Below are 20,555 nucleotides of genomic sequence, written 5' to 3'. Positions count from 1 at the left end.
TGACTCAGGCGTACATATTCTTATGCCGCCACGCGGCTTTATACGCCGGGCTTCAAAACCGATACTGCGCACCATCCGGCCATTGCCGAACCATTCATCAAGCGCGCATCAACATGAAAGTCCTCCCGGAAAAAATCGTCTTGCCCAAGGCGCTCGCCCTGGCCGCCCTCCCGCTCGCGGCATGTCTGGCGCTGTCCGCCTGCCATCCGGACGAGCAGGCTCCGCCCGCACCGCCAAGCGTCGTGGTCAGCCGTCCCGTCGTTCAGAACGTGAAGGATGTCGATGTCTACGCCGGCCGCTTCGAAGCGATCGACACCGTTGACGTGCGCCCGCGGGTGAGCGGCTACCTGGAGAAAGTCGCGTTCCGCGACGGCGCGCTCGTCAACAAAGGGGATCTGCTGTTCGTGATCGATCCGCGTCCGTATCAGGCGTCGGTCACCGCAGCGCAAGGCGCGCTGGAGCGCGCGCGCTCGCAGCTCGCGCTGAGCCAGCAGGAGTTCGACCGCGCCAGCGTGCTGATCAAGACCGACACCATCGCGCAAAGCCTTTACGACCAGCGCCGGGAAGCGGTACGCAGCGCACAGGCCGAAGTCACGAGCGCACAAGGCGCACTGGAGCGCGCGCAACTCGACCTCTCGTTCACGCGTATCGTCGCGCCGATGTCCGGCCGCATCAGCCGCAAACGGGTAAGCGAGGGCAATCTCGTGAAGGGCGGTGACAGCGACGCCACCGTGCTCACGACCATTGTTTCGCAGGACCCGATCGACTTCTATTTCGACATCGACGAGCAAAGCTACCTGCGTTATACGCGCGAAGCCGCGAAGGGCCAGGGCAATGCCGTGTCCCTCGACGTCGGGATTGCGCTACCCGGCGAGACGCAGCCTTCCCTGCGCGGCCGGCTGGATTTCACCGACAACCGCCTCGACAACTCGACGGGGACGCTGCGCGAACGCGCGCGCATCGCGAACCCGGATAGCCGGCTCAACCCCGGGCAGTTCGGCCGCGTGTACCTATCAAGCAGCGCGGCGCACGCCGCCTTGCTCGTGCCGGACTCGGCCGTCGCAACCGACGCCACGCGGCGAGTTCTCTATCTGGTGGACGGCAACGACAAGGTGGCCGTGCGCCCTGTCGTCCCCGGACGCCTATTCGGCAACCTGCGTGAAGTCACCTCCGGGCTGCAAGCGGGCGACGAGATCATCGTCGACGGCTTCCAGCGCGTGCGTGTCAGCGACAAGGTCAAGCCTATCGCGCATCCCATCGAAGCACGCCAGGCACCCGTGGCCGCGAGCGGCGCGCAGGAGGATTCGCAATGAACCTCGGCCGTCTGTCCGTCCAGCAGCCCGTGCTCGCCATCGTGCTGTCGATCGTCATCACGATCGCGGGCGCGCTCGCGTATTTTTCTCTGGCGGTTTCCGAATATCCGGAGATCGCGCCGCCCACCGTCGTCATCCAGGCGAGCTATCCGGGCGCTTCCGCCGAGACCGTTTCCGATACCGTCTCGACGCCGATCGAACTCGAAGTCAACGGCGTGGAAGACATGCTCTACATGTACAGCCAGGCGACCTCGGATGGCGGCCTGAACATCACGGTGACGTTCAAGCCCGGCACCGACGTCGACAAGGCGCAGGTGCTCGTGCAGAACCGCGTGGCGCTCGCCACGCCGCGCCTGCCCGAAGCCGTGCAGCGCAGCGGCGTATCGGTGCGCAAGTCGTCGCCCACGCAGCTCGGCACCATCTTCATCTATTCGCCCGACAACAGCTACGACCCGCTCTATGTGTCGAACTACGCCATCCGCAACGTGGCGGACGCGCTCAAGCGCATCGACGGCGTAGGCGACATCAATCCGCTGGGCGCACGCGAATACTCCATGCGCATCTGGCTCGACCCGGAGCGCGCCGCGTCGTTCGACCTGAGCCCCGGTGACGTGATCGCGGCCGTGCGCGCGCAAAACACCCAGCTCGCAGGCGGCGTGGTCGCACAGGCGCCGATCACGAATCAGGCGTTCCAGCCCAACCTGATCTTCGAAGGCCGCCTCAAGCGTCCCGAAGATTTCAGCGACATCGTCATCAAGCAGGGGCAGGACGGCCGCCTCGTGCGCCTGAAAGACGTCGCGCGCGTCGAGGTCGGCGCACTCAACTACTCGACAGACAGCTACATGTTGCGTCATCCGACCGTCGCCTTGCAGGTGCTCCAGCAACCCGGCGCCAATGCGGTGGCGACGATGGCCGCCGTCGAAAAGAAAATGGCCGCGCTGGGCAAGGACTTCCCCAAGGGCATCGTCTACAACATCGGCTACAACCCGACTGCGTTCATCGGCGACAGCATTCACGAACTGGTCAAGACCATCTATGAAGCGGTGGTGCTCGTCGTGTTCGTCGTGCTGCTATTTCTCCAAGGCTGGCGTCCGTCGATCATTCCGATTCTGTCGATACCCGTCTCGCTCGTCGGCACATTCGCGGTCATGGCCCTGCTGGGTTATTCCATCAACAACCTCACGCTGTTCGGTCTCGTGCTGGCCGTGGGGATCGTCGTGGACAATGCGATCGTGGTGGTGGAGAACGTCGAGCGCCATCTCGCCTCGGGCTCCGGCCCGCGTGACGCCACGCTCGCCACGATGCGCGAGGTGGGAGGCGCGCTCTTTGCGATCACCCTGGTGCTGTGCGCGGTGTTCATTCCCACCTCGTTTATTCCGGGCATCTCCGGCCAGTTCTTCCGGCAATTCGGCGTCACGATCGCCGTATCGACCGCGATCTCGTTCTTCACGTCGATCACGCTCGCGCCCGCCCTCTCCGCGACGATCCTCAAGGCGCATGGCGGTACGCACGCATCCGCCCAAACCGGCGTACTCGCGCCCGTGACGCGCTATGTCCAGCGTTTCGCACACGGGTTCAACCGCTTGTTTCAGCGTCTTTCCGACGCTTACGGCGCACTCGTGCGGCGTATCGTCAACGTCATTCCCCTGATGTCGGTGCTCTACGTCGTGCTGATCGGCGCGACGGCCTGGCTGCTCGTCTCCAGCCCCAAGGGGTTCATTCCCGCGCAGGATCGCGGCTATCTGGTCGTGCTCGTCCACTTGCCCGATGGCGCGACGCTCGAACGCACGAGCGCGGTGGCCCGCAAGATCGAGGACATTGCGCTCTCCGTGCCCGGCGTGGCGCGCGTGCCGGTTTTCTCGGGCGTCAATGCGGCAACCGGCACGAACTCGGCGAACGACGCCGGCTTGTTTCCGGTGTTCGAGCCGTGGCCGGAGCGCAAGAAGCATGGCCTGACCATCGACAGGATTGCTGACGAAATGCGCAAGCGCCTCGCCTCCGTGACCGAAGCCTCGATCGTGGTCGCCATGCCCCCGCCCGTGCAAGGCCTTGGCAGCACGGGGGGCTTCGCCATGCGGCTGGAAGATCGCAACGGCCTCGGCACAGCGGCGCTCGCGAAGGCAACCGCCGATCTCGTGGCCGCGGCCAACAAGACACCCGGCATGGTGGGCGTCTATACGCCGTACTCGGCAACGAGTCCGCAGGTATTCGCCGCGCTCGACCGCGAGAAAGCGGAAATGCTCGGCGTATCGAGCCAGGAGATCAACGACGCCGTTAATCTGTACTTCGGCTCGGCCTATATCAACGACTTCAATATCGTCGGCCGCACCTATCGTGTCACCGCGCAAGCCGATCTGCCGTTTCGCGTCACCGCCGACGACTTCGCACGCCTGAAGGTTCGCAACCGCGACGGCGAGATGGTGCCGATCGGCAATGTGACGCGCATCAGCAACACGCTCGGCGTGGATCGCGTGCCGCGCTACAACCTCTATCCGGCCACCGAGATCAATGGCGACACGCTGCCGGGCCTCGGCTCGGGCTACGCGATCCAAACGATGGAAACGCTGGCGAAGCAGGTCCTGCCGCCGGGCATCGCCTTCGAATGGACCGATCTGTCGTATCAGCAGACCACCGCGGGCAACGCCGGACTGCTGGTGTTCCCGCTGTGCGTGCTGCTCGTCTATCTCGTGCTGGCTGCGCAGTACGGTAGCTGGAGCCTGCCCGTCTCGATCCTGCTGATCGTGCCGATGTGCCTGCTCGCGGCCTCGCTCGGCGTGAAGGCACTAGGCCAGGACGTGAACATCCTCACGCAGATCGGCTTCATCGTCCTCATCGGACTCGCCGCGAAAAACGCGATCCTGATCGTGGAGGTGGCCAGACAACTCGAAGCCGAAGGCAAGGAACTGATCGAAGCCGTGGTCGAAGCGTGCGTGCAGCGTCTGCGCCCGATTGTGATGACGTCGCTTGCCTTCATTCTTGGTGTGCTGCCGCTTGTCATTTCCGAAGGCGCGGGCGCCGAAATGCGCCAGGCCGTGGGCGCGGCGGTTTTCTTCGGCATGATCGGCGTGACGACGTTTGGCCTGCTCTTTACCCCCGTGTTCTATGTCATGGTCCGCCGCTTCGCGACCCGCAAATCGCGCAGCGCAGAGGTGGCAGTGGAGATTACCCAATGAACGTCCGCCGGCTCCTTGCCGCTCTCATCACCGTCACGGCCGTGGGCAGCCTCGCCGCGTGCTCGAACGCGCCGGTCGCGGCCGTCACGCCGCCACCGCTCGCCACGGCCTATGCAAACGAAGCGCTCGCACCCAGCGGCCCCATTCCCGATCTCACCGACTGGTGGCGCGGTTTTCACGATCCGATCCTCGACCGGCTGGTCGACACCGCGCTCGCCAACAACCTGGATCTGCAAGCGGCCGTCGCACGCATCGACGCTGCGCGCGCGGTCCAGGCCGGCACGGCCTCGCAGTGGTTTCCGTCGCTCGATCTGAACGCGGGCGCATCGCGCCAGCGGTTTTCGGCATCCCAGGCATTCCCGACCGACACGCCGACGACCGGCAATGCATTCGGGCTCAACGCCACCCTTGCCTGGGAGCCCGATCTGTTCGGACGCGTGCGCCAGGGTGTATCGGCGGCAAACGCCGATGTCGTATCGGCCGGCAACGAGGCCCTGGCCGTGCGTATCGCGACCATCGAAGAAACCGTGCTGACCTACGTGAACGTGCGCGGACTCGAACAGCGCATCGACATCGTTCAGGAAAATGCGCTGAGCCAGCGCAATACCGAACAATCCACGCGCCGCATGTTCGATGCGGGCGTGGTTCCGGCCGCCGACGTCGACCGGGCCACGGCGCAGACCGAAACGACGCTCGCCGAGTTGCCCGCACTGGAGCTACAGCGGCAAACAGCGATCCATCGGCTGTCGATCATCACCGCCTCCACGCCGCAGGACATCTACGCGCAACTCGATCCGCCCGCGCCGATGCCCGCGTGGACGCCGCCCGTATCCGGCGTCGGCACACCGGCGGACGTGCTGAGCCGCCGCCCGGACGTGCGCGCCGCCCAGGCGCGCGTCGTTGCCGCTTATGCGCGTATCGGCGTGGCCGAGGCGGATCTGAAGCCGCAACTCCAGTTGCTCGGCGTGATCGGCTTGGCAATCGACGGCTTCTCGGGCGTCACGTTCGCCCGTTCGATTGCCTGGATGGCGGGCGCCAGCGCGAGCGCGCCGATCCTCGACGGCGGGCTGCGCCACAGCGTCGTCGCATTGCGCCGCGCGCAAGCGCAACAGGCGCTCGATGCGTACCGCGCAACCGTGCTTGCTGCCGTGACCGATGTCGAAACGTCGATGGCCGCGACCGACCGGGACCAGAGCCGTGCACAACGCCTGGCGCGCGCGACATCGAGCGCGCGCGCCGCCTATGAGCAGATCAACCGTTCGTGGCGCAGCGGCGAGTCGGCCTTTATCGACACGCTCGACGCACAACGCTCCGTGCTTCTCGCCGAAGACGCCATGGTGCAGGCGCAAACCGAAACGTTGCGCAGCCAGGTGAGGCTGGTCAGCGCGCTCGGTCAGTGATCGGCCCGCAACGCTCGAGCAATTGAAAATACAAACGAAAGCGCCGCATTCGTTGATCGCGAATGCGGCGCTACATAGATTGCGGGTGAATGGTTTCAGCAAATATCGTCCGCTTGTTTCAATTGCGCGCTGACGTAATCGAGGAAACTCAGGATACGCAGCGACAAGGTCGTATTCCGGTAGTACACCGCATGAATCGGCTGAAGAAATTCCACGGTCTCCCCGGCGAGCACCTCCACGAGATCGCCGTTGCGGCGATGCGCACCGGTCATGAAGTCGGCGAGGCAAACGATGCCTGCGCCATTCGTTGCGAGTGCGAGCAAAGTCTCGCCGCTCGAAGCCTGCAACGCAGGCCGAATGCGCAAGGAGTCGCCATGCGCCGAACGCAACGGCCACTGATTCAGGACTTCCGGCTGCGAAAATCCCAACAACGTATGCGATTCGAGGTCGTCAACGGTCTTCGGCGTGCCTTTCTTCGCGAGGTAAGCCGGGCTCGCGAGGATACGCAGGCGACTGCTGCCGAGCCTGCGCGCATGCAGCGTGGAATCGCGCAACTCGCCAATGCGCACCGCGATGTCCGTGCGATGCTCCAGCAAGTCGATAATCTCGTCGCTCGTATGCAGTTCGAGATCGATGTCCGGCCACGTTTCGTGAAAGCCCGGCATGAGCGGCACGATAACGTGCTGCATGAAGGGTGCTGCGGCATTCACCCGCAATTTTCCGGCGAGCGCGTCGCGCTTCAGCACGATCTGCTCTTCGGCAAGCTCCACGGAAGCGATAATGCCTCGGGCGTGTTCGAGAAACACCCGTCCTTCTTCGGTCAATTCGAGCCGGCGAGTCGTCCGCCGGATCAGCGTCGTATCGAGCTTCTCTTCCAGGCGGCGCAGCACACGGCTCATCACCGAGGTCGGTTGAGCGAGCCGGTCCGCAGCGCCGGTGAGCGAGCCCACGTCCGCTATCGTTACGAACGCCATCATCTCGTCAAGGGTAGTCTTCATACGTATCGGCGGTGATTCATGATTGCCGCCTACGATAGAACGGATTCGCCCCGCTGATAAGCTCACGCCGCCGGGAATCATTTTCGATTCAAATTCAAGAATCGGGCCGTTGCGCTAGCCACGCGAGGAAAGATTCCTTTTAGGGCTGATGTGACTCCACTCGGGCCTGGCCCGGCTTTTCAGGAAGTCGACAAGCGCGCGCGTCTTTGCCGGAAGCAGCGTTCGATTGGGGTACAGCAACCACGCTGCGCCATCGAAGTCGCTCGGCGTCGCCGCGTGATCCGGCAACAGGTCGACCAGCCGGCCGGCCGCGAGGTCGATTGCAGCCAGCCAGGCCGGCAGCAGCGCGGGCCCCGTGCCCGCAAGCGCAAGCTCGCGTTGCGCGAGCCCATTGGAAACGCATACGCGGGGTTTGACGTTCACGTGCACGACGTTCCCGGCGCTGTCGCGCAGCAACCAGTCTGCCTGCGGATTGGGTAGTCCGAAAAGCACGCACGGGTGGCGACTCAAATCGGCAGGCGAGCGAATGGGGCCGTGACTGGCGAGGTAATGCGGGCTGGCGCAAACCTTGTACGCCGAGTCGAACCACTTCACGCGCACGAAGTTCCGGTCCATGCGCGGACTCAACCGCAATGCCAGATCGATGCGCTCGGCCACGATGTCGAGGTTCGCATCCGCGAGAATCAGCTCCAGTTGAATATTCGGCCAGGATTCGAGGAATTCGGGCAACAGCGGCACGAGGCAAGCTTGCCCGAACGCGACCGACGCCGTGACTCTCAGCGTGCCGCCCACGTTCGTGCCGAGTTCCTTGATCCGGTCTCCCGCCGCGTCGATGGCATCGAGAAGGTCGGACACCTGGGTCAGATACGCGGCACCCGCTTCGGTGAGCGTGACATGCCGCGTCGTGCGATGAAAGAGGCGCACGCCCAGCTCGCTCTCCACCGTTCGCACCACACGCGAGATCGACGACGGGTCCATGTTGCGCTGTTTGGCGACGCCCGAGAAATTGCCGTGCCGGGCGATCTCAAGAAGGATGCGAAGATGGTCGTGGTTCATTGATGCAGGATTTACACAATGACTGTGATCGCGATGCGATGAATGGCACCGCACTCCGACGTTACGATCCTTCCCAAGCTACTCAGCCCTGGCGGCCACGCGGAACATGAGAAACATACCGTACGCGCGGCCACATGAACGATCGAACTGATGGAGTCTACAATGAATGCAAACGCATCGAGCATCGCGCTCGTCACCGGCGCTTCGCGCGGCATCGGCCGTGCGGCATCGTATGAACTGGCGCGGTTGGGATATTTCGTCGTTGTGCACTACAACGCGAATCATGACGCCGCCGAACACACGCTTGCCGGTATCCGCGAACGCGGTTCGGACGGTTTCGCGGTCGCGGCGGACCTGAGCAGGATGGAGGGCATCGACGCCCTGTTCGACGCCGTGGATAAGGGTCTTGCCCAGCGCGGCAAACCGGTGCGGCTCGATGTGCTGGTGAACAACGCCGGTGTGGCGGACGGCGCCACGCTGGCCGACACCACGCCCGATCTGTTCGACCGGCAGTTCACGCTGAACGTCAAGGCCGCATTCTTCACGGCGCAACAGGCCGTCAAGCGCATGGCGGCCGGCGGCCGCATCGTCAATCTGTCGAGCGTGCTGTCGAGCCGCGTGTTCGAGGCAGGGGGCAACTTCAACGCCTTGTCAGCGTATTCCGCCTCGAAAGGCGCAATCGACACGCTCACGCGCCACTGGGCGGTCGAACTCGGTCCGCGCGGCATTCTGGTCAACGCCGTGGCGCCCGGCGCGGTCGACACCGATATGAACGCCGACTGGCTGCGCACCGATGGCGGTCAGGCCGCCATGCGCGCGGCGAGCCCGCTGGGACGCGTCGGCACGGCGAACGACGTCGCGAACGTCATCGCCTTTCTCGCGAGTCCCGCTGCGCAGTGGACCACCGGACAGGTCATCGACGCGAGCGGCGGCTATCGTCTCTGAGTCCGGAAGGCCGGAGTGAGCGTGACCCGGCCACCGCGAAAGCGGGAGCCGGGTCACGCGCCATGACGCGTGCAACGACGATCAGGCGCGCTGCGCGAGCTCCACATGCCCGTCGAAGAGACGGTTGATCTTCCAGGGGTTCGCCGTTTTCAGGGCTTCGGGCAGCAGCGCCTCAGGCATATCCTGGTAGCTCACCGGCCGCAGAAAGCGGCGGATCGCGAGGCTGCCCACCGACGTCGAACGCCCGTCGGCCGTCGAAGGATACGGGCCGCCGTGAACCATCGCGTGCGCGACTTCAACGCCTGTACCGAAGCCGTTGACGAGAACGCGCCCCACGCGACGCTCCAGCGCGGGCAGGAAGCTGCGCACCGCCGCGTAGTCCGCTTCGTCGATCTGCAAAGCCGCCGTCAGTTGCCCTTCCAGCGACTCGATCAGCGCGAGCATCGTTGAAAGATCCGGACAACGAACGATCAGCGAGGCCGCGCCGAAAATTTCCTCCTGCAACGCCGTGTTCTCGCGGAACGCGGCAGCACTCGTCGAAAAGAGCGCGCCCTGCCCGTCGTTCGCACCGGCCGCGGGTTGTGCGCGCGCCACCGTTTGCACCTGCGCATGTTCTTCGAACTTCGCGACGGCCGCGTCGAACGCGCGATGAATGCCCGGCGTGAGCATCGTCGCAGCCGGCATGCGCGCCAGCGCTTCCGACGCAGCCGCCACGAAACGATCGAGCGCTGGGCCTTCCACCGCGAGGATCAAACCGGGGTTCGTGCAAAACTGGCCCGCGCCCAGCGTCAACGACTGCACGAACGCCTGGGCGATCGTTTCGGCGCGCTGCTCCAGCGCATGAGGAAACAGCAGCACCGGATTAATGCTGCTCATTTCGGCATAAACCGGCACCGGCTCGGGGCGTGCTGCGGCAATGGCCATCAATTCCGTTCCCGCGTGACGCGAGCCGGTAAAACCCACCGCCTTGATGCGAGGATCGCGCACGAGCCCCTGGCCGATTTCTCGACCGCTGCCGAACAGCAGCGAGAACGTTCCCTCGGGCATGCCGCAGTCCTTCACGGCCTTGCGCACCGCCATGCCGACCAGCTCCGACGTGCCGGGATGGGCCGCGTGCGCCTTGACGATCACAGGACATCCCGCAGCGAGCGCAGACGCGGTATCGCCCCCCGCCACCGAAAAGGCCAGTGGGAAATTGCTGGCGCCGAACACCACGACCGGCCCGAGCCCGATATGCCGCAAACGCAAATCGACGCGCGGCATCGGCTTGCGCTCGGGCTGTGCCGGATCGAGACGCACTTCGAGAAAGTCGCCCGCCCGCACGACGCCGGCGAACATGCGCAACTGCCCGACCGTGCGGGCGCGCTCGCCCTCGATTCTCGCGCGCGGCAATCCGGACTCCGCCACGCAGCGATCGATGAGCGCATCGCCAATGGCAAGGATGTTGGCCGCGATCGTTTCCAGAAACTCGGCCCGGACTTCGAGACTCGTTTCGCGGAAGCGGTCGAAAGCCGACCACGCCAGTGCGCACGCTGCGTCGACGTCCGCCATCGTGGCGCCGCCGAAGCCGGGTTCCAGACGTTCGCCGCTCGCGGCGTCGAGCGCATACGACACCCCGTTCGTCCCGCGCCGCACGCTCTCGCCAATCAACAAATTCCCTGCGATGTTCATTTCCAATTCCTCAATGGGATAAATCGCGCGCCCGGATTCCGACGCCGATATTCACGCGAGTAAAACCGCTTCGCTGCGATTTCAACGTCGCAGCACCTTCACGCCATGATTTCAAACCGCTCGCCGAGCGTCAACGTTTTCGACATGACAGCTATTCATAGCCCTATAAGAAGCTCTCAATTTCAACGCCTCGCGGCGATTTTTATACTGGCCTTTTAATTCTGGCCGACGTGCGGCCGGCTCAATCGGAAAGTACACGTTCATGTTTTATGAAATGCGGACCTATACGGTTCAACCCGGAAAGTTGAAAGAATATCTTCAGCACTTCGAAACGGAAGGTTTGCCGATCATCTCGCGCCACGCGAAGCTGATTGGCTGGTGGTACACGGAAATCGGCGCACTGAATCAGGTCGTGCATATCTGGGCCTGGGAGAGTCTCGACGAACGCGTCAAGCGCCGCGCCGCCCTCCTCGAAGACCGGGACTGGCTCGACAGATTCATTGCCAGGGCAACGCCGCTGCTCATCGACCAGGAGTCCAGGATCATGCTGCCGGCCGCCTTTTCGCCCATTCGCTAAGCATCGCCTCACAGGCAGACGCGATCGCGCATGACTCTCGTACCTGAATCGCGCCTGCCACAACAACCAGGAGACAACCATGTGTGTGCCAAACCCCAAGGGAAACCCGGACGTCAAGCAACTGCTCGAAGGCCTGCCCACGAATTGGGGCAAGTGGGGGCCGGACGACGAGGTCGGCGCGCTGAACTATCTACAGTCGGCGGAGATCCTGCGCGGCATCGCCGCCGTGCGCCAAGGAAAAACTTTCACGTTGCAGGTGGATATCGGTCACGCGAAGGGTGAACCGCTCTTTCCCGGCCGGCGGCCGTCGATGCGCATGAACGTGCTGGACAAAGGCCACTATCTCGCGGGCAAGGCGCATTTCGACGGCAACGTCGAATACGCCGACGACGTGATCTTCATGCACGTGCAGGGATCGACGCAATGCGACGCCCTGGGGCATGTCTGGTACGACGACCAGCTCTGGAACGGCTACGACGCGATGAGCACCGTGGGCGGTCTGGATCGCGCGAGCATCCTGCCGATCGCCGAGCGCGGCATTGCGGGCCGCGCAGTGCTGATCGACATGGCGCGTTACCGCAACAAGCCCGTGCTCGACAAAGGGGAGACGTTCGACCATCGCGATCTGCTCAACGCCGCACGCTCGCAGGGCGTGACGATCGAGCCGCGCGACATCCTTGTGATCCGCACCGGCTGGATAGGCTCGTTCTACGAACGCGATGCGGACGAGTTCTACCAGGACTATATCGAACCGGGCCTCACATTCAGCCGCGAACTCGTCCAGTGGTTTCGCGAGATGGAAATCCCCTGTCTCGTGACCGACACGATGGGCAACGAAGTCACCGTCGATCCTGTCTCGGGCGTCATGATTCCCCTGCATAACGCGCTCATGCGCAACCTGGGCGTCGTCTTCACCGAGGTCGTGCTGCTGGACGAGCTTGCAAAAGACTGCGAGCGCGACGGCCAGTGGCAATTTCTCTATACCGCCGCACCGCTGAAGATCGTTGGCGGGACCGGCGCACCGGTCAATCCGCTCGTCATCAAGTAACGCGTAAAGCCGTTCGCGCACGCCGGGGTGACCCGGCATGCGCGAACGTTGTGACCACCCGCTATGACACGGGCAGCCCGTGCATCAGAAGGTGCCGGGGTAAGCGCCGCCGTCCAGCAACAGGTTCTGGCCCGTGAAATAGCCCGCCTGCGCGCTGCAAAGAAACGCGCAGAACGACCCGAACTCCTCAGGAGTCCCGAATCGCCCCGCAGGCACGATCTGGCGCTTCGCTTCCAGCGCCGTGTCATAGCTTTGGCCATGAGCGTCGGCCGCCGCACGCGTCGACTGGCGCAGCCGGTCGGTTTCGAACAGCCCCGGCAGCAGATTGTTGATGGTCACGTTTGCCTGCGCAATACGCTTTTGCCGCGAGAGCCCCGCGATAAAGCCGGTCAAGCCGGAACGCGCGCCGTTCGACAAACCCAGCACGTCGATCGGCGCTTTCACCGCACCCGAAGTGATGTTGACGATGCGCCCGAAGCCGCGCTCGGCCATGGCATCCACCGTCGCCTTGATCAGTTCGATCGGCGTGAGCATGTTCGCATCCACCGCGGCCACCCAATCCTCGCGCGACCAGTTGCGGAAATCGCCGGGCGGCGGCCCGCCCGCGTTGTTCACGAGAATATCGATGTGCGGCGCGGCCGCCAGGGCGGCGGCGCGCCCCTCGCTCGTCGTGATGTCGCCCGCCACGGCCTTGACCGTGACAGCGGGATTGAGCGCTCGCAACGCTTGCGCGGTCGCCTCTAGCGCCTCACTGCCGCGCGCCGTGATGACGACGTTCACGCCCTCGGCAACCAGCGCTTGCGCGCAGCCCTTTCCCAGCCCCTTGCTCGCCGCGCACACCAGCGCCCAGCGTCCCTTGATATTCAGATCCATCCAGCTTGCTCCTTGAGTCAAACGATTGCTGTTTCAGCGCAGACCGGCGGCGCACGATGAATGCCGCCCGGCGTCATGCCATGGCCACGTTGAAAGAGATTGTGCAGGCCGATTTCGCCGATCGTGCGCACGCCCGACAACGCCATGCTGACGTCGAGTTCGCTTTGCAGTATTTGCAGCATGCGCGTGACGCCGGCCTCGCCCATCGCGCCCAGTGCGTACATGAAAGCCCGGCCCACCATGGTGCCTTTCGCGCCCAGCGCAAGGGCTTTCATGACGTCCTGCCCGGTGCGAATGCCGCCGTCCACCCAGACTTCGACCTGGTCGCCCACCGCATCGACGATGGCCGGCAGTGCATCGATACTGGATGGCGCGCCGTCGAGTTGCCGTCCGCCATGATTGCTCACGACGATGGCATCCGCGCCGATCGACGCGGCCATGCGCGCATCTTCCGCGCTCAGGATTCCTTTGAGGACGAGCTTGCGGTCCCACGCGCGCCGGATGGCGGCGAGATCGTCCCAGCAAAGCGTCGGGTCGAACTGTTGCGCCACCCATTTGCTGATGGCAATAACGTCTTCGCCGCCTTTGATATGGCCGGCCAGATTGCCGAACGTCTTCGCACCGCGCAGCGCCCGTAGCATCCAGCCCGGCTTCGAAGCGAAATCGAGCAGATTGGACGGCGTGAGGCGCGGCGGCACGGTCATGCCGTTCTTCAGATCCTTGTGCCGCTGGCCATTGATTTGCAGGTCGAGCGTGACGACGAGCGCGGAGCACCCGGCCAGCTTCGCGCGCTCGATGAGCGACGCATTGAAGCCGCGGTCGCGCATCACATAAAGCTGAAACCAGAACGGCGCGCCGGTGTGCCGCGCGACGTCCTCGATCGAGCAGATGCTGACCGTCGACAACGTGAACGGCACGCCAAAGCGCTTCGCGGCAAGCGCACCGAGCATCTCGCCATTCGGCCATTGCATGCCGGCGAGGCCTGTGGGCGCAATGGCCACCGGCATCGCCACGGGCTGGCCGATCATCGTGCTCGACGTGCTGCGCCCTTCCACGTTCACGGCCACGCGCTGCTGCAACTTCAGATTATCGAACGCGCGGCTATTCTCGCGGTAAGTCGATTCGGAATACGAACCGCTATCGACATAATCGTAAAACGCCTTTGGCACGCGCTTCTTCGCCATCAGACGCAAATCTTCAACACACGTAATGACTGACATTCGATCCTTGCATCCTGACTGTTAATCGGGCTCGACCCGGCGCATTCACTCGGCCGGCTGCACCGTTGCGAGTTCCGCGCCTTGCTCGTGCCGCTGCGCGACGCTCACGGGTCGCCGCACCAGAATGATGTAGGCAACCGCGGAGAGCACGGCGACCGCGGCGCTCACGATCAGCGCGTTCACGAACGAATGCGTGCGGTCCACGACGAGGCCCGTGACGATCGGCGCCGCCGATCCGGCCAGGAAGCCGCCGAAGTTCTGAATCCCGCCGAGCGAGGCGACGGCCTGACGGGGTGCGGCCACGCTCACGAGCGACCATGCGCCGCCGGATGCCATGTTGAGGAAGAACATCGCAATCGAGATATACACAATCGCCATCCAGGCCGAAGGCGTCAGCGCGGCAGGCACCGTGGCCGCGGCGGCGCCCACAAGACCCACGCAGATCGGCCACTTGCGACTCGTGATCGGCGCCATCCCCCTGCGGTACAGCCAGTCGGCGATATAGCCGCTGCCCACCATGCCGAGCGTGCCCACGAAATACGGAATCGCCACCACCCAGCCCGCGCGCGCGATGCTCATGCCCCGCTCGTGCTCCAGGTAGGCGGGCAGCCACGTGAGATACAACCAGACCATGTAGATCACGCCCATGAAGCCGAACAGCATGCCCCAAGTCGTACGTTGTCCGAAAAGATTGCGCCACTGCGCGCCGTTGAGCGGTGCGGCATTGGGTTCCTCTTGCGAACCTTCGGCAAGATGCGCGAGTTCCTCGGGCGTGAGATCGACTTCGCTGCGGTTGCGATACACCACGTACCAGCCGAGCGCCACCAGCACGCCGAACACGCCGGTGACCACGAACATCTCGCGCCAGCTCAGGGCCAGCATAAGCCCGGTGAGGATAGGTGGCGCAATGGCGGGACCGATCGTCGTGGAGGCCACGAAAATCCCCGTTGGCGCGCCGCGATCGCGCAGCGCGAACCATTCGCCAATGACCTTCGCCCCGGCGGGAAACTGCGGCGCCTCACCAATGCCAAGACACACTCGCGCGAAGAAAAACTGCTGGATACCGTGCACGAAGCCCGTGCAAAGCTGTGCGACCGACCAGAGCAACATGCCCACGCCGAGCATGAACCGCGCGCCTAGCCGATCGAGCAACACCCCGACCGGCAGTTGCGCGAATGCATAGGACATCGAAAAGGCCGACAGCAGCAGGCCCATTTGCGCAGCCGTCAGACCCATTTCGCCGCTGATCGTACTGTTGGCGACCGACAGCGCGCTGCGGTCCAGATAGTTGATACAGCCCGCAAGCGTCAAAAAGAAAATAGAAATGCGCTGGATTCGACGCAGCTTCCTGCTCGCCTGCATGGTGAGTGTCTCCGGTTGGTCTTGTAGGGCGCCGTCTGTGCGGCGTTCATTGCGGCATTTTTCGCGGTATTGATCGCGTCAATCCACTGCATTGCGTCACAGCGACGCTTGCAGCATGGCGTGGTAATCGGCTTCGGACGCCTCGCGTGGATTGGTCTTGTGGCTGTGGTCCTTGAGCGCGCCCTTGATGATGTCCGGGAACATTTCAGGCGTCACGCCCAGTTGCGCGAGGCCCGTCGGCAAGCCAAGCCGTTGCGTCATCGTTCGCACCGAGGGCGCGACCTCCGCCCCGCTGCCCAGCCCCATTGCCGTGGCGAGACGGTTGAGCTTGTCCTCGTCGCGCACCGAAGGCGCGGCCTCGTTGAATGCGAGCACGGCAGGCAGAAAAATCGCATTGAGCGTGCCATGATGCAGGCGCGGATTGATGCCGCCGAGCGAATGGCTCAGGCTATGCACGCAACCCAAACCCTTCTGGAACGCAAGCGCGCCCTGCATCGATGCGCTCATCATGTTCAACCGCGCCGCGCGGTCGCCCGGCTCGCGCGTCGCGCGTTCGATATGACGCCAGGCGCGCCACAGACCGTCGAGCGCAATGCCGTCCGCGGGCGGATTGAACGCGGGCGCGAGGAACGTCTCGATGCAATGCGCGATGGCGTCCATGCCCGTCGCGGCCGTCAACGCGGGCGGCAGTCCCAGCGTCAGGTCCGGGTCGCAGATCGCCACGCGCGGCACCACGAACGGCGAGATCACGCCCACCTTGCGGCCGTCGTCGAGAATCAGAATGGCGCCACGGCCCACTTCGCTGCCGGTGCCCGCCGTCGTGGGCACGGCGATCACCGGCGCGGTTCTGGCCGTGATGTTCGCCACCCCGCCTTCGATCACGGCAAAGCGTTGCAGCGGCCCCTCATGCGTCGCGCAAACGGCGACGCCCTTGGCCAGATCGATCGACGAACCGCCGCCCACGGCGACGATGCCGTCACAATCGCCTGCCCGGTAGGCCGCCACAGCTTCGCGCACCGCGGCCTCATTCGGGTTCGGCGGCGTGCCGTCATAGATCGTTGCGGGCGCAACGGCACCCAGTGCGTCGAGCACCGTATCGATGATGCCCGCCGCGCGCACGCCCTTGTCCGTAACGATCAGCGGCCGTCGAATGCCAACCCGTTCGCATTCGCTTTTGAGCAAACGGATGGCGCCATAGTCGAACTGAATCTGCGTGATGTAGTTGATGAGAGACATGGGAATGAGCTTCAGTTATAGTGGGTGCGGGCACTGAGGCGCCGGACGAGTCGGCGCCGGATATCGCCTCTTTCAGCCAGTATAGGGAGATGCCCATTGCGCGGTAATTGAGAACATTTGATACAGATATAACTTTCCCTCAACCCCATGACACCCCCGCTCAATTCCATCATCTCCCGCCTGCACCTGAAGCAACTGCGCCTGTTGATCGCCCTCGGCGATCACGGCTCGCTGCTCAAGGCCGCGCAGCAGGTCGCGCTCACGCAGCCCGGCGCAAGCAAGGCCTTGCAGGAAATCGAAACGACGTTTGGCACCTCCCTGTTCAATCGCACCAACCGTGGGCTCGAGCCCAATGAAGCTGGCCGCTGCGTGATCCGCTACGCGCGGCTGATCCACACGGATCTGTCGCATCTGCGCGAGGAGATGGTCGGGATCATGCGCGGCCAGGGGGGACGTGTGGCCGTCGGGGTCATCATGGGAGCGGTGCCGCTCCTGACCGACGCGATCAGCTCGCTGATCGTCCGGAACCCGGAAATCTCGGTGGAAATCGTCGAGGACACGAGTACGGCGCTGCTCAGCCAGATCGACGAAGGCAGGCTCGATCTCGCGATCTGCCGCACGACGGTCAGTCAAACGCCGCAGCATTACGAGTCCGCAAAGCTTCAGGAAGAAACGCTCGCCGTCGTCGCCAACGTGCACCATCCACTGCGTCGCGCGAAGCGCGTCACGCTCCAGGACCTGGCGGAATACCGCTGGGTGGTGTATCGGGCGAACATGCCCATGCGGCTATTGCTGGAACGCGAGTTCCGTGAAGCCGAAATCCGCTTTCCCATGCACCTGCTCGAAACCACCTCCGCGTTCGCCACGCTCGCGCTGCTGCAAGGCAATCCGTCGTTCGTCGCGCTTGTCTCGATCGACGTGGCGCAGTTTTTCGCGCGTCACGAGATGACGTGCATCCTGCCGCTGCACCTGGGTTCGCGCAGCGAGCCCTATGAACTGGTCACGCGAAAAGGTTCGCAACTCTCGCCCGGTGCGAGACAGTTGATCGAGGAATTGACCCGCGAAGAGGAAGCCCGGAACTGAACTTGCGCGAGCCCGGCTGACGCATGACCGCCGCCGGCCGGGCTCGAACGCATCCCGGCTCAGGCGCGGCCCTTGTCGGCAAACGAGGCGGCCAGAGCCTGCAAGCCGTCCCGATAGATGCCTTCGAATAGGCGCGATGCTTCCTCGTCGCTCACGCCCTGCGGCGTGAATTCGCCGCTCCAGTCAACCTGCGCTGCCCTGCCCCCCTCGATCTCGCGCACTTGCAACGTAGAGCGATAGCCGGTCACGGGAAACGGCGCTTCGAGGATCGAGTAGGTATAGCTGCGCGCACGGTGATCGAACGCTTCCAGACGCTCGACGATCACGTCGCCGCCCGGATTGGCGAGACGCCGCACACGGCCGCCTTCACTCAATTCGCTCGACGGAATATAGGGTAGCCAGTCCGGCAGCGAGTTGAAGCCGCCGATCAGCCCCCACACCACGTCGGGCGAAACGGGAATGCGAATGGATGCATTGGCCTGAGCCATCTCGATCTCCTTATGCGTTGGCCGGCAGCGGTGCGTTCGGGGCCACGAGGCCCTGCTCGCGCAGCTCGCGCCAGAAGTCCGCCGGAATCGCTTCCTTGACGGCGGCGTGGTCTTCGGCAATGCGCTCCGGCTTGCTCGCACCGGGGATCACCGCGGCCACCACCGGGTTGGCGAGCACGAACTGCAACGCGGCAGCCTTCACGCTCACGTTGTGTCGCGCGGCAACGGCCTTGATGCGCTCGACCTTCGCGAGAATTTCGGGCGACGCCTTCTGGTATTCGAAGTTCGCACCGCCCGCGAGCACGCCCGAGCTGTACGGACCGCCGGCGACGATCTCCACGTTTTTCGCGGCGGCGGCAGGCATCAGGCGCTGCAATGCGCGCTCGTGATCGAGCAGCGAATAGCGGCCTGCGAGCAGGAAGCCGTCCGGCTTCGTTTCCGAGAGATCGAGCAGCAGTTCGCACGGCTCGACGCGGTTCACGCCCAGGCCCCACGCCTTGATGACGCCTTCGTCGCGCAAGCGGTCGAGCACACGGAACGCACCCTTGCGCGCCGTTTCGAACACGGAAAGCCACTCGTCTCCGTAGAAGTCCTGAGCGACATCGTGCACCCAGACGATATCGAGGCGGTCCATCTTCAGGCGCTTGAGGCTGTCCTCGATCGAACGCAGCGTCGCGTCGGCCGAATAGTCGTTGATAATTTTATTAGGACGACCAAATGCGAACACGCCGCCTTTTTCGCCCAGGTCACGTGCGCCGGCGTCCTCGATTTCATCGAGAATCACGCGGCCCACTTTCGTGCTCAGCACGTATTCATCGCGCCGATAGTCGGCGAGTGCTTCGCCAAGACGCATTTCGGACAGACCGGCGCCGTACAACGGGGCCGTATCGAAATAACGCACACCCTGGTCCCACGCAGCCTTCACGGTCGCCAGCGCTTCGGCTTCGGGGATGTTACGGAACATGTTGCCAAGCGGCGCGGCGCCAAAACCCAGCTGAGTGCCAGCGGGCAATTTATCCTTGATACTCATCGACTTGCTCCTTTGGTTGAGTCGGTAGCGAAAGTCTAGGGTGGCAACTTAAGTCTGTCCAAGACATAATGTGACAAACTTGAGTCCCGATAGGTCTTATATGCTCGACATCCGCCAGTTGCACTATTTCGTGGCCGTCGCCGAAGAAGAACATGTCGGCCGGGCCGCCGAACGGCTTCATATTTCACAGTCGCCGCTGAGCCGCCAGATCGCCCAACTCGAGGAAAGCCTCGGGCTGACGCTGTTCGAGCGTTCGCAGCAGCGTATTCGTCTGACAAGGGACGGGCGCACGTTTCTCGCGGAAACGCAGGCGTTTCTCACGCACGCGAAGCGCCTGGAATCGCTTGCGCGGCGTCTGGGCCGCGGCGACGAAGGCGGGCTGTGCATCGGCTATCTGGAGAACGCGATGCACTCCGGCGTGCTGCCCGGCGCGCTGCGCCAACTGCGCGCCGAAAAGCCCGATGTGCACATCGCGCTCTACAGCCACGGGTCCACGGACCAGCTGACGGGCCTGCGCCAGCGCAGCCTCGACATCGCGCTCGTTTGCGAGCCGCCGCAGGCCGACGATCCGGAACTCGAAGCCGCGCTGGTGCTCGACGATCCCATGCTGCTCGCGATTCCCGAGGACCATCCGCTCGCCCACGCGCAGCACTTCACGCCCGAAGACCTGGCGGCGCAGAAGTGGATTGCGGTGATGCACGAAGAAGGTGTCCTGCGCCACGACAATTTCATCGCGGCCTGCGCGAAGGCCGGCTTCACGCCCGATATCGCGATGGAGGCGACCGAGCCGCTCGCGGCCCTGGGGCTCGTCGCGGCGGGCCTCGGGCTCACCATGGTCCAGCAAAGCCTGCGACGCCAGGCGCCGGCCGGCGTGGTGCTGCACGAGCTCTCGTGGTTCAGCTATCGCACGCCGCTATGGGCCGCGTGGCACCGGGTCAACCTGAGGCCGCTGGTGGGACATTTCCGGCAGACGCTGTTGCAGTCGAGCCTTGCGCTGCACACTGCGGGCGGCAACTGATACCCGTGATCTTCCACGCACATCGACTCACACCCACACACACCCGCGGCTGCACCCGAATCAA

Annotated in this window: 17 protein-coding genes; 8 read left to right on the top strand and 9 right to left on the bottom strand. The window is 64.1% G+C overall.

What is annotated here, in order from left to right; genetic code table 11:
- The first annotated feature begins 113 nt into the window (after positions 1–113).
- Genes C7401_RS32985 through C7401_RS32975 form a run of 3 tightly spaced genes read left to right on the top strand, consistent with a single transcriptional unit; the run spans position 114 to position 5,886 of the window.
- Positions 114–1,313: an efflux RND transporter periplasmic adaptor subunit gene (locus tag C7401_RS32985; protein WP_112175873.1), complete on the top strand. Its 1,200-nt coding sequence runs from the start codon at positions 114–116 to the stop codon at positions 1,311–1,313.
- The gene (locus tag C7401_RS32980) at positions 1,310–4,486 is read left to right on the top strand and encodes an efflux RND transporter permease subunit (RefSeq protein WP_112175871.1); all 3,177 of its coding nucleotides are present in this window, start codon (positions 1,310–1,312) and stop codon (positions 4,484–4,486) included. The genes C7401_RS32985 and C7401_RS32980 overlap by 4 nt, the downstream gene beginning before the upstream one ends.
- Positions 4,483–5,886 (top strand): efflux transporter outer membrane subunit, encoded by a 1,404-nt coding sequence (locus C7401_RS32975; protein ID WP_112175869.1) that lies wholly within the window; start codon positions 4,483–4,485, stop codon positions 5,884–5,886. The genes C7401_RS32980 and C7401_RS32975 overlap by 4 nt, the downstream gene beginning before the upstream one ends.
- A 95-nt stretch (positions 5,887–5,981) precedes the next feature.
- Here C7401_RS32975 and C7401_RS32970 read toward each other — a convergent pair whose 3' ends face one another.
- The gene (locus C7401_RS32970; RefSeq protein WP_112175867.1) at positions 5,982–6,884 is read right to left on the bottom strand and encodes a LysR substrate-binding domain-containing protein; all 903 of its coding nucleotides are present in this window, start codon (positions 6,882–6,884) and stop codon (positions 5,982–5,984) included.
- A 114-nt stretch (positions 6,885–6,998) separates the two neighbouring features.
- Positions 6,999–7,940: a LysR family transcriptional regulator gene (locus tag C7401_RS32965; protein ID WP_112175865.1), complete on the bottom strand. Its 942-nt coding sequence runs from the start codon at positions 7,938–7,940 to the stop codon at positions 6,999–7,001.
- Between the two features lie 162 nt (positions 7,941–8,102).
- On the opposite strand from C7401_RS32965, the gene C7401_RS32960 reads away from it, so the two are divergent.
- On the top strand, positions 8,103–8,885 hold the full coding sequence (locus C7401_RS32960; protein ID WP_112175863.1) for an SDR family oxidoreductase: 783 nt from the start codon (positions 8,103–8,105) through the stop codon (positions 8,883–8,885).
- A gap of 81 nt (positions 8,886–8,966) precedes the next feature.
- On the opposite strand, the gene C7401_RS32955 is transcribed toward C7401_RS32960, so the two are convergent.
- Positions 8,967–10,556 carry an aldehyde dehydrogenase (NADP(+)) gene (locus tag C7401_RS32955; protein ID WP_112175861.1) on the bottom strand — a complete coding sequence of 530 codons (1,590 nt, stop codon included), beginning with the start codon at positions 10,554–10,556 and terminating at the stop codon, positions 8,967–8,969.
- A gap of 262 nt (positions 10,557–10,818) precedes the next feature.
- Here C7401_RS32955 and C7401_RS32950 point away from each other — a divergent pair, with 262 nt between their 5' ends.
- Together C7401_RS32950 and C7401_RS32945 are read left to right on the top strand one after the other, a co-directional pair.
- Complete coding sequence (locus C7401_RS32950; protein ID WP_112175860.1) at positions 10,819–11,133, top strand: NIPSNAP family protein; 315 nt, start codon at positions 10,819–10,821, stop codon at positions 11,131–11,133.
- 79 nt (positions 11,134–11,212) lie between these two features.
- Positions 11,213–12,181: a cyclase family protein gene (locus C7401_RS32945; protein WP_112175858.1), complete on the top strand. Its 969-nt coding sequence runs from the start codon at positions 11,213–11,215 to the stop codon at positions 12,179–12,181.
- Between the two features lie 84 nt (positions 12,182–12,265).
- Here C7401_RS32945 and C7401_RS32940 read toward each other — a convergent pair whose 3' ends face one another.
- The 4 genes from C7401_RS32940 to gbd all read right to left on the bottom strand — a co-directional run bounded on the left by C7401_RS32940 (position 12,266) and on the right by gbd (position 16,872).
- Complete coding sequence (locus tag C7401_RS32940) at positions 12,266–13,054, bottom strand: SDR family oxidoreductase (protein WP_112175856.1); 789 nt, start codon at positions 13,052–13,054, stop codon at positions 12,266–12,268.
- A gap of 17 nt (positions 13,055–13,071) precedes the next feature.
- The gene (locus C7401_RS32935) at positions 13,072–14,274 is read right to left on the bottom strand and encodes an alpha-hydroxy acid oxidase (protein ID WP_258397329.1); all 1,203 of its coding nucleotides are present in this window, start codon (positions 14,272–14,274) and stop codon (positions 13,072–13,074) included.
- Positions 14,275–14,319: 45 nt separating this feature from the next.
- Complete coding sequence (locus C7401_RS32930; protein ID WP_112175854.1) at positions 14,320–15,636, bottom strand: MFS transporter; 1,317 nt, start codon at positions 15,634–15,636, stop codon at positions 14,320–14,322.
- A gap of 96 nt (positions 15,637–15,732) precedes the next feature.
- A complete protein-coding gene (gene gbd / locus C7401_RS32925; RefSeq protein ID WP_112175852.1) occupies positions 15,733–16,872 on the bottom strand; it encodes a 4-hydroxybutyrate dehydrogenase in 1,140 nt (379 codons plus the stop codon).
- Between the two features lie 147 nt (positions 16,873–17,019).
- Between gbd and C7401_RS32920 the strand changes: the two genes are divergently transcribed.
- Positions 17,020–17,955, top strand: coding sequence for a LysR family transcriptional regulator (locus tag C7401_RS32920; RefSeq protein ID WP_112175851.1), 936 nt, complete (start codon positions 17,020–17,022; stop codon positions 17,953–17,955).
- Between the two features lie 59 nt (positions 17,956–18,014).
- On the opposite strand, the gene C7401_RS32915 is transcribed toward C7401_RS32920, so the two are convergent.
- Both C7401_RS32915 and C7401_RS32910 read right to left on the bottom strand, forming a co-directional pair.
- On the bottom strand, positions 18,015–18,443 hold the full coding sequence (locus C7401_RS32915) for an SRPBCC family protein (RefSeq protein WP_112175849.1): 429 nt from the start codon (positions 18,441–18,443) through the stop codon (positions 18,015–18,017).
- A 10-nt stretch (positions 18,444–18,453) separates the two neighbouring features.
- On the bottom strand, positions 18,454–19,473 hold the full coding sequence (locus tag C7401_RS32910) for an aldo/keto reductase (protein ID WP_112175847.1): 1,020 nt from the start codon (positions 19,471–19,473) through the stop codon (positions 18,454–18,456).
- Between the two features lie 100 nt (positions 19,474–19,573).
- Here C7401_RS32910 and C7401_RS32905 point away from each other — a divergent pair, with 100 nt between their 5' ends.
- A complete protein-coding gene (locus C7401_RS32905) occupies positions 19,574–20,491 on the top strand; it encodes a LysR family transcriptional regulator (RefSeq protein ID WP_112175845.1) in 918 nt (305 codons plus the stop codon).
- Positions 20,492–20,555: the final 64 nt, after the last annotated feature.

The sequence above is a fragment of the Paraburkholderia unamae genome, from assembly GCF_003268775.1.
GTDB lineage: Bacteria > Pseudomonadota > Gammaproteobacteria > Burkholderiales > Burkholderiaceae > Paraburkholderia > Paraburkholderia unamae.
This window is presented reverse-complemented; position numbering and strand designations above follow the sequence as displayed.

What these genes read in the sequence shown, in the direction of transcription:
- C7401_RS32985 (WP_112175873.1), top strand. Translation starts at nt 114, where the DNA reads ATGAAAGTCCTCCCGGAAAAAATCGTCTTGCCCAAGGCGCTCGCCCTG.
- C7401_RS32980 (WP_112175871.1), top strand. Translation starts at nt 1,310, where the DNA reads ATGAACCTCGGCCGTCTGTCCGTCCAGCAGCCCGTGCTCGCCATCGTG.
- C7401_RS32975 (WP_112175869.1), top strand. Translation starts at nt 4,483, where the DNA reads ATGAACGTCCGCCGGCTCCTTGCCGCTCTCATCACCGTCACGGCCGTG.
- C7401_RS32970 (WP_112175867.1), bottom strand. Translation starts at nt 6,884, where the DNA reads ATGAAGACTACCCTTGACGAGATGATGGCGTTCGTAACGATAGCGGAC.
- C7401_RS32965 (WP_112175865.1), bottom strand. Translation starts at nt 7,940, where the DNA reads ATGAACCACGACCATCTTCGCATCCTTCTTGAGATCGCCCGGCACGGC.
- C7401_RS32960 (WP_112175863.1), top strand. Translation starts at nt 8,103, where the DNA reads ATGAATGCAAACGCATCGAGCATCGCGCTCGTCACCGGCGCTTCGCGC.
- C7401_RS32955 (WP_112175861.1), bottom strand. Translation starts at nt 10,556, where the DNA reads ATGAACATCGCAGGGAATTTGTTGATTGGCGAGAGCGTGCGGCGCGGG.
- C7401_RS32950 (WP_112175860.1), top strand. Translation starts at nt 10,819, where the DNA reads ATGTTTTATGAAATGCGGACCTATACGGTTCAACCCGGAAAGTTGAAA.
- C7401_RS32945 (WP_112175858.1), top strand. Translation starts at nt 11,213, where the DNA reads ATGTGTGTGCCAAACCCCAAGGGAAACCCGGACGTCAAGCAACTGCTC.
- C7401_RS32940 (WP_112175856.1), bottom strand. Translation starts at nt 13,054, where the DNA reads ATGGATCTGAATATCAAGGGACGCTGGGCGCTGGTGTGCGCGGCGAGC.
- C7401_RS32935 (WP_258397329.1), bottom strand. Translation starts at nt 14,274, where the DNA reads ATGTCAGTCATTACGTGTGTTGAAGATTTGCGTCTGATGGCGAAGAAG.
- C7401_RS32930 (WP_112175854.1), bottom strand. Translation starts at nt 15,636, where the DNA reads ATGCAGGCGAGCAGGAAGCTGCGTCGAATCCAGCGCATTTCTATTTTC.
- gbd (WP_112175852.1), bottom strand. Translation starts at nt 16,872, where the DNA reads ATGTCTCTCATCAACTACATCACGCAGATTCAGTTCGACTATGGCGCC.
- C7401_RS32920 (WP_112175851.1), top strand. Translation starts at nt 17,020, where the DNA reads ATGACACCCCCGCTCAATTCCATCATCTCCCGCCTGCACCTGAAGCAA.
- C7401_RS32915 (WP_112175849.1), bottom strand. Translation starts at nt 18,443, where the DNA reads ATGGCTCAGGCCAATGCATCCATTCGCATTCCCGTTTCGCCCGACGTG.
- C7401_RS32910 (WP_112175847.1), bottom strand. Translation starts at nt 19,473, where the DNA reads ATGAGTATCAAGGATAAATTGCCCGCTGGCACTCAGCTGGGTTTTGGC.
- C7401_RS32905 (WP_112175845.1), top strand. Translation starts at nt 19,574, where the DNA reads ATGCTCGACATCCGCCAGTTGCACTATTTCGTGGCCGTCGCCGAAGAA.